16 protein-coding genes are annotated in these 16,576 nt (G+C 28.8%); 3 read left to right on the top strand and 13 right to left on the bottom strand.

Features of this window, described 5'->3' with window-relative positions:
• Positions 1-27: 27 nt before the first annotated feature.
• Complete coding sequence (gene yunB, locus CLLI_RS13590) at positions 28-711, bottom strand: sporulation protein YunB (RefSeq protein ID WP_278335589.1); 684 nt, start codon at positions 709-711, stop codon at positions 28-30.
• Between the two features lie 178 nt (positions 712-889).
• Between yunB and CLLI_RS13595 the strand changes: the two genes are divergently transcribed.
• Entirely contained in the window at positions 890-3,331 is a 2,442-nt protein-coding gene (locus CLLI_RS13595) for a transglycosylase domain-containing protein (RefSeq protein WP_106064846.1), read from the top strand.
• A 34-nt stretch (positions 3,332-3,365) separates the two neighbouring features.
• On the opposite strand, the gene spoVAE is transcribed toward CLLI_RS13595, so the two are convergent.
• From spoVAE to spoIIAA, 6 genes are all read right to left on the bottom strand, one after another.
• On the bottom strand, positions 3,366-3,725 hold the full coding sequence (spoVAE, locus tag CLLI_RS13600; RefSeq protein ID WP_106064847.1) for a stage V sporulation protein AE: 360 nt from the start codon (positions 3,723-3,725) through the stop codon (positions 3,366-3,368).
• Positions 3,726-3,731: 6 nt separating this feature from the next.
• Complete coding sequence (spoVAD, locus tag CLLI_RS13605; protein ID WP_106064739.1) at positions 3,732-4,754, bottom strand: stage V sporulation protein AD; 1,023 nt, start codon at positions 4,752-4,754, stop codon at positions 3,732-3,734.
• Between the two features lie 59 nt (positions 4,755-4,813).
• Positions 4,814-5,269, bottom strand: coding sequence for a stage V sporulation protein AC (gene spoVAC, locus CLLI_RS13610; RefSeq protein WP_106064740.1), 456 nt, complete (start codon positions 5,267-5,269; stop codon positions 4,814-4,816).
• An 84-nt stretch (positions 5,270-5,353) separates the two neighbouring features.
• Positions 5,354-6,109 (bottom strand): RNA polymerase sporulation sigma factor SigF, encoded by a 756-nt coding sequence (gene sigF, locus CLLI_RS13615; RefSeq protein ID WP_106064741.1) that lies wholly within the window; start codon positions 6,107-6,109, stop codon positions 5,354-5,356.
• 9 nt (positions 6,110-6,118) lie between these two features.
• A complete protein-coding gene (spoIIAB, locus tag CLLI_RS13620; protein WP_106064742.1) occupies positions 6,119-6,547 on the bottom strand; it encodes an anti-sigma F factor in 429 nt (142 codons plus the stop codon).
• Between the two features lie 16 nt (positions 6,548-6,563).
• Positions 6,564-6,899, bottom strand: a complete 336-nt coding sequence (spoIIAA, locus tag CLLI_RS13625; protein ID WP_106064743.1) for an anti-sigma F factor antagonist — start codon at positions 6,897-6,899, stop codon at positions 6,564-6,566.
• A gap of 253 nt (positions 6,900-7,152) precedes the next feature.
• On the opposite strand from spoIIAA, the gene speE reads away from it, so the two are divergent.
• Positions 7,153-7,986 (top strand): polyamine aminopropyltransferase, encoded by an 834-nt coding sequence (speE, locus tag CLLI_RS13630; RefSeq protein ID WP_106064744.1) that lies wholly within the window; start codon positions 7,153-7,155, stop codon positions 7,984-7,986.
• Positions 7,987-8,105: 119 nt separating this feature from the next.
• On the opposite strand, the gene CLLI_RS13635 is transcribed toward speE, so the two are convergent.
• Positions 8,106-9,860 (bottom strand): N-6 DNA methylase family protein, encoded by a 1,755-nt coding sequence (locus tag CLLI_RS13635; RefSeq protein WP_106064745.1) that lies wholly within the window; start codon positions 9,858-9,860, stop codon positions 8,106-8,108.
• Positions 9,861-9,937: 77 nt separating this feature from the next.
• On the opposite strand from CLLI_RS13635, the gene pdaA reads away from it, so the two are divergent.
• Positions 9,938-10,936, top strand: a complete 999-nt coding sequence (gene pdaA, locus CLLI_RS13640) for a delta-lactam-biosynthetic de-N-acetylase (RefSeq protein WP_242975612.1) — start codon at positions 9,938-9,940, stop codon at positions 10,934-10,936.
• 162 nt (positions 10,937-11,098) lie between these two features.
• Here the strand turns inward: pdaA and CLLI_RS13645 are convergent, their stop codons facing one another.
• The 5 genes from CLLI_RS13645 to CLLI_RS13665 are packed head-to-tail and all read right to left on the bottom strand — an operon-like array spanning position 11,099 to position 16,457.
• Positions 11,099-11,806, bottom strand: coding sequence for a WecB/TagA/CpsF family glycosyltransferase (locus CLLI_RS13645; RefSeq protein WP_106064746.1), 708 nt, complete (start codon positions 11,804-11,806; stop codon positions 11,099-11,101).
• A 42-nt stretch (positions 11,807-11,848) separates the two neighbouring features.
• Entirely contained in the window at positions 11,849-12,502 is a 654-nt protein-coding gene (locus tag CLLI_RS13650; RefSeq protein ID WP_106064747.1) for an exopolysaccharide biosynthesis polyprenyl glycosylphosphotransferase, read from the bottom strand.
• A gap of 10 nt (positions 12,503-12,512) precedes the next feature.
• Complete coding sequence (murJ, locus tag CLLI_RS13655) at positions 12,513-14,066, bottom strand: murein biosynthesis integral membrane protein MurJ (protein ID WP_106064748.1); 1,554 nt, start codon at positions 14,064-14,066, stop codon at positions 12,513-12,515.
• Complete coding sequence (locus CLLI_RS13660) at positions 14,059-15,183, bottom strand: glycosyltransferase family 4 protein (RefSeq protein ID WP_207655118.1); 1,125 nt, start codon at positions 15,181-15,183, stop codon at positions 14,059-14,061. The genes murJ and CLLI_RS13660 overlap by 8 nt, the downstream gene beginning before the upstream one ends.
• 20 nt (positions 15,184-15,203) lie before the next feature.
• Positions 15,204-16,457, bottom strand: a complete 1,254-nt coding sequence (locus CLLI_RS13665) for an O-antigen ligase family protein (protein ID WP_106064749.1) — start codon at positions 16,455-16,457, stop codon at positions 15,204-15,206.
• Positions 16,458-16,576 lie beyond the last annotated feature (119 nt).

A 16,576-nucleotide genomic window follows, 5' to 3' on the forward strand; every position in this document is an offset into this window, starting at 1 on the left:
AATTTATTTCTGTTAATTGTCCTTTTTTTAATAATTTGTATTTTCACCTGCTCTAATTCTAATTCCTGCATTGTCCAGACCCATATTTATAGAGGTTTCTGGTATCTTTCCTACTATTATAGTTTCTGAAATAGGTATTTCATTTTTCACTTCTATTTCATTACTGCTCAACGGAATTATTACTCTTATATTTGTTTTTACTTGTACATAAATTCTGTGCCTAGTCTGATTAATTCCTTCACTCTGAAAATCTGATATATATCTTGTTTCTATATATCCAATAGGCTGCATTTTAACAGTTATATTTGGACCAAAGTAAGCTAAAATATTATTTTTAAATATATATCCTGCAGGTATTTTTATTCCTATGGTACCTAATTTATTTAACTTTTGTTGAGATTCTAAAGCCACATCACAAGCAATTTTATTCATAGTTAATGTATCAGCCTTTATCAAAGCTATATTTCCCTCATGATCCTTTTGTATATTTATTATATCTTCATATTTAAAGTTTTCTAAACAATTATCAATTATAGTCTTATTAATAATTTCTAAAGCCTTAGCTTTCATTTCGCCATCAGCTGCTGCCAGCACAGTTGGTGTTATTACCTTATCAAAAGTATAAAAGAAACCACCGCCACATATGAATATAAATAATAGGACAATTGCTAATTTAAATTTAATGTTATTAATAATAAATCCACTTCCCAATATAGCTGTTAATAACTTATATTTAATATAGCATAAAAATATTCTTAAATATTACTTCATATATAAGTAAATGACTTTTTATATATTTTATAAAAATCCTATTGTATGATATAATATTTTAAAATTGGTTATAATTAATAATAGAAATATCGGGAGGAAAGTTATGGAGAAAAAGAAAATGGGGAAAAAAAAGAAGAAAAAAAGTTCCCGTTTTAAATCTTTAAAAAAAGTCATTATAATAATACTTTTACTTGCTATATTTTCAGCTGTTGCTGCTTTAGGAATTGGTCTTGCTATGATAAAAACAGCTCCACCTTTAGATATAAATAAAATATTAAGTTTAAGTGAACCATCTTTAATATACACAGATAGTGGACAATTAATGGACATGGTAGTATCTGATCAGCATAGAACTGTGGTAGCCTATAAGGATGTACCAAACAACTTAAAAAATGCTATTATTAGCATTGAAGATGAAAGATTTAAAACCCATAATGGTGTTGATTTAAAAAGAACCATTGGGGCTGCATTTATAACTATAACAAATAAGATTACAGGTAAGCCAGGGGTGCAAGGCGGATCTACTATTACCCAACAGCTTATAAAAAAAACATTGCTTACTGATGATGTAAAGATTAAAAGAAAGGTCCAGGAATGGTATTTAGCCACTGAACTAGAGAAGCAATTAAGTAAGGAACAAATTTTAGAAGCATATATGAATACTATACCTTTAGGAGGAAGTGCTTATGGAGTAGAGGCTGCTTCTCAACAATATTTTAGTAAAAGCGTAAAGGATTTAAATTTACTTGAAAGCGCTTTTCTAGCAGGAATTATCCAAAGTCCATCTACTTTTTATTATGCTGTAGCATCACAAAAAAATTCTTCTCCCTACTTAAATAGGACAAAAACAGTAATAGGTAAAATGAAAGAAAATGGTTATATAAATGAAGGTGAATATAATAAAGCTATAGCAGATTTAAACAATAACAAGTTGGTATTTAAAAAATCCAATATTAATGCCAATAAATTAAATTATGAATGGTTTTCAAGGGAAGCAATTAAACAAGTAAAGAAAGATTTAATGGCTCAATATCATCTAAGTAGTAATGATGCTGATCGCATGATTATGTATGGTGGACTTAAAATTTATTCTACCATGAACAAATCATTGCAGGATTATACTCAAAATACTTTAGACAATATGGATAGTATATTAGGCATTAAATCAAAAGATAATAAAAAAATATTGGAACCTCAAGCTTCAGCTACAATAATGGATTATCACACAGGAGAGGTTAAAGCTTTAATTGGCGGAAGAGGACAACAGCCTCCTCTATCATTTAACAGAGCAACAGAATTTTATAGAGCTGCTGGTTCTAGTATTAAACCTTTAACAGTATATGGACCAGCCATAGATACTAAGTTAGCTACCCCAGCTACTATATACGATGATGCACCAGTGCCAGAAGAAATAGGAAAGCTTTATCCTGACAATGGTAAACCTTATAATCCTAGAAACGATAATGGTGTCTATGATGGAAATATGCCTTTAAGGACAGCCCTCCAAAAATCAAAAAACGTAGTGGCTGTAAGAATTGAACATGAACTTGGCTTAAAAACTGGAGCAAGTTATGCAAAAAAGTTTGGATTAACTTTAGATAAAAATTCCGATGAAACAAGTATTTCTGCACTTTCCTTGGGTCAGCTAACTGGGAAACATGGCACCAGTGGTACAAACACCCTAGCCATGGCTGATGCTTATGGAGTTTTCGGTAATAATGGTATGAGGGCAGAACCCGTACTTTATAAAAAGGTGGTGGACAGAACTGGTAAAGTAATATTGGAAAACAAATATTCTTCATCTAAAGTTCTATCTCCACAAGCCGCTTATATAATGTATGATTTACTAAAAGGCCCAGTTTCACCTGGAGGTACAGGTCCTTCAGCTAACTTTAGCCCTATGGCTAGAGGTAAAACTGGTACAACTACTAATTCTATAGACCTTTGGTTTACAGGTCTTACACCTTATTATTCTGGAGCAATATGGATTGGTAACGATGATAATTCAAGCTTTAATGATAATCTAGCCTATGGAAGATATATAGGAAGTAATGATGCTGCATTATTATGGGGTATGATAATGAAAGAAGCCCATAAAAATTTAGAATATAAGGAAATGCCAATGCCTAATGGTATAGTAGAAGTTCCTATATGTGCTGATTCAGGAAAAATACCTACAGCACTATGTCCTAAAGATAGAATAAGAAATGAACTCTTTATGGAAAATACAGTTCCAACAGAATTATGTGATTTTCATAAAGGAATAACTCCTAGCCCATCACCAGATAACGGGAAGAATGAAAATGACAAAAAGTATAAAAATGATGGAAACGATGGAAACAATGAAAATGACAAAAAATACAAAAATGATGGAAACGACAAAAAAGACCAAAAAGGCCAAAAAGATGGACAAACAGGAGACGAAAAACACACACAAGATGAAATAAATAAAATAACACCTCCAACGGAAAATACTAATACGGATAATAGCAACAATAATCCAAATGATAAAAAACCTCCTGCAAATAATTCTAATAATAATCAGGAGATAAAAAATTAAAAAAGATATGCCCCATAATAATTCGGGGTATATCTTATTTTTTCGTTTTTGGATCAAAAAGTAAAGCTGCCACATATCCAAAAAATATTGCTGCTGTTATTCCGCCTGCAGCTCCTTTTATGCCACCAGTAAATGCGCCTATCAATCCTTTTTCATTAACTTCTTTTATAGTTGATTTCGCTAAAGTGTAACCAAATCCAGGTAATGGTATGGTGGCTCCAGCCTTTCCAAATCTTATTACTACATCATATATGTTTAGTGCTCCTAAAATAACCCCCAAGGTAACAAAACTTACTAGTATTCTTGCAGGTGTAAATTTTGTTTTATCTATGAGAATTTGAGCTATAACACAAATCAATCCACCTACTATAAAGGCACTTACATAATCATTCATCATAGTTTAACTTCCTCCAGTACCATATTCTATTGCCACCGCATGGGCTATACCTGGGATACTCTCACCCTGAAGAGATGAAGTAGTACTCATAAGTGCACCTGTGGATACTACTAATATCCTTTTAAATTTTCCACTTAACATATTTTTATATAGATATCCGCATAAGACAACTGCAGAACATCCACAACCACTGCCTCCAGAATCTGTTCCCTGTGTCTCATTATCAAATATTTCCTCACCACAATCTATATAATTATGGCTGATATCATAACCATAATCTTTAAGCAATTTAGCTGTTATTTCCTTGCCTACTTTACCTAAATCGCCTGTGGCAATTACATCATAATCCTTAGGGGATCTTCCTGTATCCTTAAAGTGATTATATAAAGTAGATACTGCAGCTGGTGCCATAGCCGCTCCCATATTATTTGCATCAATTATTCCATAATCCTTTACTTTTCCTATAGTCACGTATGTTACATATGGAAAATTTCCTTCTCTCCCTAGTACCATAGCGCCGGATCCTGTTACTGTCCATTGAGCTGTTGGAGGTCTTTGTGATCCGAATTCTAGTGGAAATCTAAATTGTCTCTCTGCTGAAGAGAAATGGGAGGATGTGGCTGCTATTATATAATTGGCAAAGTCTCCATCCATAACCATAGATGCTATAGATAATGATTCTGTCATAGTTGAGCATGCCCCATAAAGACCTAAAAATGGGATATTCATATCTCTTGCAGCAAAACTTGAAGATGTTAATTGGTTTAACAAGTCTCCGGCAAACAAAAAATCTATATCATCCTCTTTTAGATTTGCTTTTTTTATACTCTCAGTTACTGCAGTATATAATATATTGCTTTCAGCTTTTTCATAGCTGTCCTTTCCTGCTAAATCATCATTTTTTATAACATCAAAGTAATCCTTTAAAGGCCCTTTACCTTCCTTAGGACCAACTATACTAAAAGTAGATATTATTCTAGGCTTATTCTCCATTTTTAAGGTTTGTTTTCCTACCTTTTTTGTCAAGAAATCACCTTCTTTCTAAAAAATATACAACTTATAAAAATAGTATTTACTTCTTAATGTTAAATTATTTTTAAAATATAATATATTACCCCTACTAAAACTGAGGTACTTAATCCATATACCAACACTGGGCCGGCTATAGTAAACATTTTAGCTCCTACACCAAATACATATCCTTCTTTTTTAAATTCCATTGCAGGCGATACTATGGAGTTTGAAAATCCTGTTATAGGCACTATAGTTCCTGCTCCTGCAAAAGTAGCTATCCTATCATATATTCCAATGCCAGTAAGCAAGGCTCCTATGAATACCATGACTATAGACACATAAGTTCCAACTTCCTCCTTTGGTACACCCATATTTAAAAAAAAGTTATTAACAAACTGCCCTATATCACATATTATTCCTCCTACGATAAAAGCATTTATGCAATGCCTTAATAGATCTTTTTTAGGTTCAATTTCAGCGGATAATTGGTCAAACCTTTTTCTTATATGTTTTTCATTGGATTTCATACAATCACCTCTGTTTCAATTATCATTCTTATTTTATACATAAAATTAATTTTTAACCTAAAAAAATAGGATAATTAAATTATCCTATCCATTTAGCTTCTCTTTCATAATTTTTAATACTCTTTTTTCTATTCTAGACACCTGTACCTGACTAATACCAAGCATTTTAGCTACTTCTACCTGGGTTTTGTCTTTAAAATATCTAAGCATGATAATTTGTCTAGATTTAATATCTAACTTATTAAGTGCTTCTTTTAAAGCAATTTTATTTACAATTTCATTGTCTTCCTCATAATCCTCGCTTATTTTATCTATAAGCATTATAGGGGAACCATCATCTTGATGAATAGTATCATATAGATACTGCATACTACTAGCAGATTCTGTAGCAAAAATTATGTCCTCAGCGTCTACTCCTGAGAATTCTGACAATTCTTCTATAGTAGGTTCTCTATTTAACTTTTTTGCTAATTCTTCTTTATCATAATGTAATTTTCTTGCTGTATTTTTTATACTCCTGCTTACCTTTATTATACCATCATCTCTTATAAATCTTTTTATTTCACCCATTATCATAGGCACTGCATAAGTTGAAAATTTTACTCCATAGTCTGGGTTAAAATTATTAATAGCCTTTACCAAGCCCATACATCCTATTTGATAGATGTCTTCATATTCATATCCTCTATTTAAGAACCTTTTACTTATAGCAGAAACCAAAGGTAGATTTATCTCAACCACCTTATTTAATGCCTCTTTATCTCCATCTCTAGCCTTTCCTATCAGTGCTAAATTATCTTCATAACCATATATACCCTTTTTTACCGCTTGTTCATTCATATTATTCACCTAACTTAATGATTTAAAAGCTTTTTTCATAATAATTTCAGTACCTTTTCCCTTTTCAGACTGTACCTTTAAGTTATCCATAAAAGATTCCATTACAGTAAATCCCATGCCAGACCTTTCTAAGTCCGGCCTTGAAGTGTATAGTGGCTGCATAGCTAATTCAACATTATCTATGCCTACTCCTTCATCTGAAACTATAACAGTAAGCTCATTTCCTTGAATAAAGGCTTGTATTTTAACAATGCCTTCTTCTTTTCCATATCCATGTATTATAGAATTTGTAACTGCTTCAGAAACTGCTGTTTTTACATCAGTTATTTCATCAATAGTTGGATCTAATTGGGATGCAAAAGCTGCTACTGCTACCCTAGCAAAGCTTTCATTTTCTGACTTGCTTAAAAACTCTATTTTCATCATGTTATCGTACATTATTATTTTCCCCCCATTAAATATTCTCCAATGCTTCTTCATTGCTATTGTATAATTTTATGATTTTAAACATTCCTGATAATTCAAATACTCTTCTAACAGTTTCATTTACATTAGTTATACAAACAGTCCCATTTTTATAGGCCAATTTTTTATATCTGCCAATTACTACGCCTATACCAGAGCTGTCCATAAATGAAACCCCTGAAAAATCCATTATAAGTTTTTTCATATCATCTCTATTTAATCTATCATCTATTTTATTTCTTACTTCCTCTGCACTATGATGATCTAATTCTCCCATCATATGTACTAATAGTTTTTCATTATTATTTTCAAATTTAAGATACATATATTTCCCCCCATTTTCATTTCTAATTATTTGTCCATTTTTTTACTAAATGCTTATTTACCTTTATTCTACATGTACCATAATTTTCCTTCTTTTTATGGTATAACTTTTTTATTATTTATTATATCCATACCATGAATCTTTATACAAAAACAGCCAAAATTTCATAAATCTATATAACTTGCTTATAATATAAATCATTGCTATAATAAATGTACTATTTTTTATATTATAATGGAAGGGAGGTACAACAATGGATTTATGGTTACGAGAAGCTCAAATTTCTGATGCAGCAATGACTTACAAAGTAAAAGAAACTTTAGTGAGAAAAAAGACTAAATATCAAGATTTAGCTATTGTAGACACTTATGCTTTAGGAAGAATGTTGCTTCTAGATGGTATAGTACAAACTACTATAAAAGATGAATATGTTTATCATGAAATGATAACTCATATTCCACTATTTACTCATCCAAATCCTAAAAAAGTATTAGTTGTTGGTGGCGGAGATGGAGGAACTATAAGAGAAATATTAAAACATCCTTCTATGGAAAAAGCTGTATTATGCGAAATAGATGAGGATGTAATTATAGAATGTAAAAAGTATCTTCCAGAAATAAGCTGTGCTTTAGAAGATAGTAGATGTGAAGTATTTATAGGTGATGGAATTAAGTATGTTCATGAGCATAAAAATGAATTTGACGTTATAATAATTGACTCTACAGATCCTTTTGGAGCTGCTGAAGGTTTATTTGGTGGAAGTTTCTATAAAGAAATATTTGAATGTTTAACTGAAGATGGAATATTTGTAGCACAAACAGAAACTCCTTTCTATCTACCTGATGTAGTAAAAAGAGTTTATGATGATGCTAAAGCCGTATTCCCTGTAACTAAATTATTTATGGCTGCAATTCCAACTTATCCTTCAGGATATTGGAGTTTTACTATTGGATCTAAAAAACATGATCCTGAAAATGCACAATTACCTGAAAAAATTCCCTTTGAAACAAGATATTATACTGAAAAAATACATAGAGCTTCTTTTGCTCTGCCAAAGTTTGTTGAAGACCTGATAAATATCAAATAAAAAATAAGAAATAATAGATAATAAATATTGAAGGAAATTCGCTGTAGCGAATTTCCTCTATTTACTTTTAACTAGAATTTTTCGAAAAAATTCTTTCCATATTTATTATTTTTTCTTTATTATTTATTCTTTATAATATTGACTTCTTCTTCTGTAAAATTAAAATATTCATAAAGACAGTTTTCATCATAGTTTTTAGTTGAAAACTTCTTAGGGATCATCATATCCATCAATGTATTAGGGTAATACTCATATAAATCTTCTCCTAATTTCTTTGCAAAGGAATGAAAGTAAAATTCATATATTTTGCTATTTAGTAAAAATAATAAAAAATTATAGTTGAAATCACTATTCTCCTTTAGTACTATGGAGTAAATATCCGCACTAAAATAGCTTCCTTTATCTAAAGCAAATCTATTATCCTTGCTTTTATATGGAAAAATAATTTTCTCTTTTTTAAATATATCTGAATTTCTTCCCCATTGAAGTTCATACCACTTTCTAATTCCCTTAATACATTCTCTTCTATTCATTAATTTCTTTTTATAAGGCATTAAATGATTATTTATATTAGGGTAATTGCTTATATCCTCTATGTCATTTGAATAGATTATAAACTTATCCAGGGTTTTTACACAGTTTTTTTCAATGAAACTACTTTTTATCCAAGGCTTAATTATACTTTCTTCTAATTGTTCCTTTACTATATCTTCATGGGTTACAATAAAAGCCTTATCACATCCTGTAATTATTCCTTGATAACTTTCACATATATCCTTAAGTTTAAATGTAGATTTTTCTTGGATTTTCCTAAATATATTTAATTCCTTTTCTTCTCTTAAAATCCACCTTTTTTCTCCAAGTTCTTTACTGTCCACAAAATAACTATTATATAGGTTGCCTTTTTTTAAAAAAAATGAGTTTACAAAAGCTTTTTTATCTTCTTTGCTTTTATCCATAGGTTTTATAACTTTAACCTTTTCTGCACCATTACTACTTTTATCCTTTAAAAACAGTATAACTGGATCTATTCCTGTACCTTTAAAAGGCCTAATGCCATAAAAATCTACAATCTCTACCACATTAAAATTATCTACAATAAATTTTCTCAAATTCTCTCCACTTTGAGATTCCATAAAATATCTAGAGGTAATAAAACTCACCTTGAATTTAGGCTCTGAATTAACAATAGCTCCTTTGAAAAAACAATAACTTAAATCTCCCTTATCTTTATAAACCTCTCTATACTTTTCTTTAATTTGTTTTGAATAGTCCTTTTCTATGGTCTTATGGCCAATATAAGGAGGATTGCCTAAAAATATGTTAAACTTATCATGTATTTCATCCATCAAGAAATCCATATTTAATATATTTTCACTGCATACCACGCCGCTTATTTGGAATAGATCTATGGAAAGTATTTTAGTAGCTATGCTATCTATATCTATACCATATATATTATTTTTTATTATGTGTTCTTTTACATTATCCTTATTCAATAACATTTTATTTTTATTATTTATTGTCTCCATATTTTCCATGTACATTTTATATAAATGTTTAAATAATGGAATTATGATATTGCCACAACCACAAGCTGGATCAACTATTTTAATATAAGGATTATCTATTAAATCATCTATCTTTACTGTATTCTCTATGATATATCTTGCTATTTCTTCTGGAGTATATACTATTCCCATATTCTTGTTACCCTTTAACAATCTATAATAAAACTTACCAAAGGTTACGTCATTTCCCATATTAAAAATTTTCTTATAATTTATTATAGCTATCTTCTTGTATATATTATCTATGGGTTGTAAAATAATACTATATAGCTCCATGATTTTTTTTACAAATAATTCGTACATTTCATATCTCTCCATCGTATATAAATTAATAATACACATAAACTAAAGTATATCATACTAATGGTAGGTGATAAAAGGTGAAAAGAAAAACTTTAGTATTAACCTTATGCTTAGTGTTATCATTGGGAACTTTGACCTATGGAAGATTCATTAATAAAAAGTCAAATAATAATTCTATGGCTTCTTCTAATATTGAAAAGCCTTCAACAGATATTCCAAAAAATGAATCTAAAGATGATTCTAAAATTGAAAAAAAATCTACCCCAAATAAAAATGTGGAAGATAAAAAAGAAATAAAAAAGCCCACAGATGCTAATAATACAAAAAATCAGCCTAAAAAAGATGCCAATGAGAAATCTTCAAACAATGTGTCCACGGATACAAAGGAAAGAGATTGGTTCTTTGTACCTAAAAAAGATGGTACACCTTCAGGAGCGCCAGATGATGTTTTAAATATAATTAATAAAAATTCAGCTTATTACTTGGGTGATACTTCAGAGAAGGTTATCTATTTAACCTTTGACGAAGGGTATGAAAATGGATATACTGGAAAAATATTAGATATACTAAAAGCCAATGATGTAAAAGCAGCATTTTTCGTTGTAGTTCCTTATATAAATAGCAATAAGGACTTAGTTAAGAGAATGGTAGATGAAGGTCATTTAGTTTGTAACCATTCCAATCATCATCCTTCTATGGCTCAAGCAGCATTAAAAGGAAAAGACGTCTTTGATAAAGAGCTGACAGATACAGAAAAGGCTTTTGAAGATTTAACTGGAAAGAAAATGCCTAAGTATTTTAGACCTCCTATGGGCAAATACAGTGAACTTTCCTTGCAATATACAAAAGAGCTAGGTTATAAAACCATCTTTTGGAGCTTTGCATATAATGATTGGGATCCTAATAAGCAGCCAAGTCAGGAATATGCAAAAAAACTCATTAATGAAAGAACTCACAATGGAGGTATTTTCTTATTGCATGCGGTTTCCAAAACAAATACCGAAATTTTAGATAGTGTAATTAAAGAATTAAAATCTAAGGGATATAGATTTGCATCTTTAGATGAACTTAAGTAAAAAAGTGCGATGCACTTTTTTCAGAGTACAGAGCATAGTTTAAGTAAGAGGTAAGAACTAAGAAGTAATAGTTGTGGTGAAAATTCAGCCTTGCTGAATTTTTTCATAAACTCTTACCTCTTATCTATTATCTATTATCTATTACTTATTATCTATTATCTATTACCTATTTTGAATAACCTTCACTAAAAACTTAGGTATAGATGATAATCTTTTTATTCTCCAAGGCTCCTTACCTACTCTATAAAGCCATTCAAGTCCCATGCTTATCATCCACTTTGGGGCCCTTTTTACTTCTCCTGCCATTACATCAAAGCTTCCTCCAACGCCCATAAATATAGTAGCTGATATACTGTCCATATATTTACTTATAAATATTTCTTGCCTCGGTGCTCCCATAGCTACAAATAAAGCATAAGGATTTAACTTATTTATTTCACTTATTATTTCATAACAGTTGTCTAAATCAAAAAAACCATTATGACTTCCTAGTATTTTTAATTTAGGATATTTTATTTTCAAATTATTTATACATTTATTTAAGGTTTCTTCTTTGGTTCCTAATAAATATATACCTTTTTCTTCTTTTTCACATAGCTTTATTATTTCTTCCATAACCTCTATTCCGGCTATTTTTTCTTCTACTTTGTTTCCCACAATTTTAGAAGCAATAACTGTACCTATGCCATCTGGTATAATCACAGAATTCTTCTGTGTAAAATTTTTAAATAACATTTCATTATTTAACCCGCTATTTAGCACTTCCGGATTACCAGAAATTATATGTATCTTATTAAATTTTTTTATGTATTGCATAAAGTTTTCTCTACTTTCATTATATACATCATATGTCAATATCTTAGTAAACATAAACATCCTCCAAATATAAATAAGGGGGCTGTGGCACTAAAGTTAAAAAGCCCCTTCTTTTTTGAACACCGAAAAAACAGTTTTAAATAATATTTTTATATCTAAAAGCACAGAAAATTGTTTAATGTACACTAAATCATAGTGAATAGTTTTTTGTAGTTCTATTTCTCCTCTTCCACTAACCTGAGCAAGTCCAGTTATTCCTGGAGTAACTAATAATCTTTGTCTATATTCTGGTGGATAATATTTAACCACATCAGGTATTTCTGGTCTAGGGCCTACAAGGCTCATATTCCCTATAAATACATTAAATAATTGAGGTATTTCATCTAAACTGCTTTTCCTTAAAAAAGACCCTACTTTGGTTACCCTATTATCTTCCTTACTTTGAAATACAAAGTTTCCTATATCATTAGGATCTATTTCTAATTCCCTCTTTTTTTCCGCATTTACAACCATGGTTCTAAATTTATATATGATAAAATTCTTTCCGTCTTTTCCTACTCTTACTTGTTTAAATATAGCAGGTCCCTTTGAATCTAACTTAATTAGGATTATCAATATTAAGTATATTGGAGAAAGTATTATTATACCTATGAAGGATAATATTATATCCATTATTCTTTTTATAACAAATTGAAACCTTTTGCTTTTTATATGTTTATCTAAATCTATTTGTATTGTATTATTCTCCATACTAACCTCCTTATTTTATTTTAATTTTACTCTTTAATAAATTAATAAAATATGTAAACTCTTCAATTCCTAAAACATATATACTTAAAAAATAAACTAAACTGCCTAATATAAAAGAAATACTTAAAGATATTATGCTCCCTTTCATATTCATCCCAAATAAAGCCATAGAATTTTTATTTATGAAAAATATTGCAATTCCCATAATTATTGAAGAACATAAAATTTTAACAAAACTTATGAACATATTTCTTAAATTAATGCCATTTAGCTTTTTATTCAAACTAATCATCATAAGAATTGTAGTTAATATAGAGGATATAGATGTAGCCAAAGTTAATCCAGAAACCTTCATATACTTTACTATGAAAATATTTATAATAATATTTATTATTATCCCCAAAAAACTATTTATCATGGGGGTTTTAGTATCTTTCACTGCATAAAATGCTTTATTTAAAATGTCCCTTACTCCGTAAGCCACCATAGCAGGAGTAAAAAATAGTAATGCATTAGAAGTTAATTCTACAGCTTTCTCATCAAACATACCCCTTTTAAAAAGTAAAGTTATTAAAGGTGTTCTAAGTATAGCTATAGCAAAAGCTGCCGGTATCATAATTAAAAGTATAGTATTTATTCCTTTTAAAAGAGCTTCTTTATATTCCTTTAAGTTTTTCCCTGAGGCATATTGAGATAGTGTCGGATATATAACCATAGCTATACCTATAGCAAATACTTCATAAGCCAAAGTATTTAATTTATTGGCTAAATCCAAAACCGCTACTGCACCTTCAAATATATTTACAGCAAAAGCTCTATTAATAAAATTATTTAATTGGATCACAGATGTGCTTATTATAACAGGTACCATCAATATTAGCATCTTTTTTAATTCACTATCTTTAAAGTCAATAAAAAATTCATATTTATATCCCAATTTTTTAAATTTGGGTACATTTATTATAAACTGAGCAAAGAACCCTATTACTGTAGCCACTGCAAATCCGTAGATACCATAACTTTTTGTAAAAAACACCAAGTACACTATAAAAACAATATTGGATACTATAGACATAGCCGCTGGTTCATAAAATTCATTATGACATTGCAATGCACCAGTTACTATACTTTGAAGGCTAATAAAAATTAAAGATAAAAACATTATTCTTATTACAGTTACAGACATATTAAAGACTTCAGTATCATTGCTAAATCTATTGCCAAAAATAATAATTATATATTTAGACAATAATATTAAAATTATTGTAAGTATTATCGTAAAAATACCATAAGTATTTATTACATTATTTACAAACTTATTTCTTTTTTCTTTTGTATATTTTTTTATATGATCAGTATTTAATGGTATAAAAGTGGTAGTTAATCCATAACTTATAGTGGTTAATAAATAAACCATTCCTATAGAAAAATTATATATATCTGCTATATAGGTAATTCCAAATTTAGCTGCCACTAAAGAATCCCTTACTACAGCAAGCACCTTCCCTATAATAATAAGTATCATTACTATTGCAGAGCTTTTAAAAAATTTATCCTTACTCATTCACTTCACTTCCAGTTAATATTTCATTATATGTCTTATAGTAATTTTCCCAAAAGGCTTCAATAGAAAATTTATTTAAAGCACTCTTATATAAATTTTCTCCCTTAATACTTAATTTTTCTTTATTTAAATACACATTTTTCATTTTATCATAAATATCTCGTTCTGAGTAAGGATTTATTAAAAATCCATTGGAACTATTAATTATAAGAGGCATATCTCCTACCTCTGAACATATAATTGTTTTCTTTACTAAGGCACTCTCCAGCACTACTAGAGGTGGAGCTCCACCTTCATTAAAAGAGGTTAGTATACTTACATCTGAAGCATTTATAAAATCAATAGAATGTTTTTTAAAGCCAGTAAATATTACCTTATCATTTATATTCAAATCATTAACAAGGGCTTTCAATTCATTTTCTAACTCCCCATCTCCTAATAAAAGCAGCTTTACATTTGAAAAATCTTTTTGCAAGGTGTTAAAAGCTTTTATAAGATTAATATGATTTTTTATAGGATGCATTCTAGCAACCATTATATAAATAAAATCATCTTGTTTTAAATTGTATTTTTTTCTTAATTCTTCTCTACCTATTTCAACATTGTATTTTTTAAAATCTATACCATTAGGAATTACATATTTATCTCCCTTAAAATCCTTATGTTTTAAAAGCTCTTTTAAATAATTTGAAACACATATATAGTTATTAAACTTTTTTAATGCCATAGTACTTAAAGGTGTATATAAATACTTCTTTTTTTTATCATTTAAGAAATCATATCTATAATCGCTATGAATAGTAGTAACCGCTGGAATAGATAGCTTTTTCTTAATTAATGAATATATAAAATTAGCTTTAGGTCCATGAAAATTTACTATATCTATTTCATTTCGTTTAATATATTTAACAAGGCTTCCCCTTATCATTTCCTTAAAAGTGAAACTAACTGCTGGTATAGAAAATTCGCCAGCTTTTTCATATAAATCTCCTTCACCTATGCAAGCTATTTCACATTTCATATCTAAAATATTGCTGCTGCAAATATTAATTACGTGATTTCCACCACCACCATTATCATTCCCTGATATAACCTGTAATACTTTAATTTTTATCACCTGCCTAAATTATTTAAGTATTAATAATAAATGCTGCTTCTATTATTATGTCTATTCATAATTGATTGGGACAAGGCTAATAAAATCCAAAAATATGCTATAACCTTTGGAGCAGAGAAAAAATTATCTATTAAATTCATAGACATAAATGCAATAAAAGATACGAAAAATCCTTTATAATATAATTTATAAAAATTATTCTCTTCTCTATTTATTAATTGTCTCAATTTCACTACAATAAATATAATCATTACAATAAATGCTATACTTCCTATAATACCTAATTCACATTGCATTTTCAAAAATATATTGTGCGGGTGATATACTTTATAACCACAATATCTTAAATCCCTATATTTTTTTATATATTCATCATAAAGAGAAGCAAAATTTCCTATGCCTACACCTAAAATAGGATGATCCTTTATCATATAAAGGGCAGTTTCCCACAATTTTATTCTGGAAAGATTTTGGCTTAAATCATTAAATTCTCTAAGCCTATTGTATATTTTTGGTATAAATAAAGATAAACCTCCTAAAATTGCCACTGGAATAAGAAATCTAATTTCATACATTACTATTATTAATAAGCATCCTATTGCAAATCCTAACCAAGCATTTCTAGAAAAACTTGCAACTATATTAAATAAAAATAATAATGATGAAATTAAGTAAAATATTTTCTTTTTCTTGTCCTTTTCATATATTAATAGCATTATACAAGGGAAAATAGCCATTACAAAAAATGCTCCTAAATTATTTGAGTTTTCTAGTAAAGATTCAACCCTAATATTAATACCATAACTGCTAGGTTGAGGTGCCCCTATGCCTTTAATATAATCAAATATGCTCACTAAGCTTATTATAATACAAGTAAATATATAACTGGCTAAAGCCTTATTTATTTTTTCTGTACTATCTATTTCTGCATATATAATAAAATATAAAATTATATAGCTGCAGAATCTTAAACTTTCTTTTAAAGCAGTAACTTTGTCCACAGCATATGTGGTGGATAAAAACATAACTATTATTAAAAGTAAAATAGATATATTTAAACCATTGCTAAAAAAGCTTTTAATCTTTGTTATAAATTTTTTTCTATTGTTTTTAATGATTATTATGCCTAGTAAATACAATAGTATAATAAATAATAATATTATATCTCCATTAAAAGGCACTCCCTTAAGCCTAAATTTACTTGGCAAAATGGGTAATAAAATAATATATAAATATATTAATAGTCTTAATAAGTTATTATAATATATCTCCATATGTTCACCTTCCTTTTCTTTTGAATTTTGCAAAGCTATTACTAAATTATATATAAATATTATAAACTATTCAATATTAAATATCTCCATATAAATCATGCTAATTAGCATAAAGACCA

This window comes from Clostridium liquoris, assembly GCF_002995785.1.
Classification (GTDB): domain Bacteria; phylum Bacillota; class Clostridia; order Clostridiales; family Clostridiaceae; genus Clostridium_AO; species Clostridium_AO liquoris.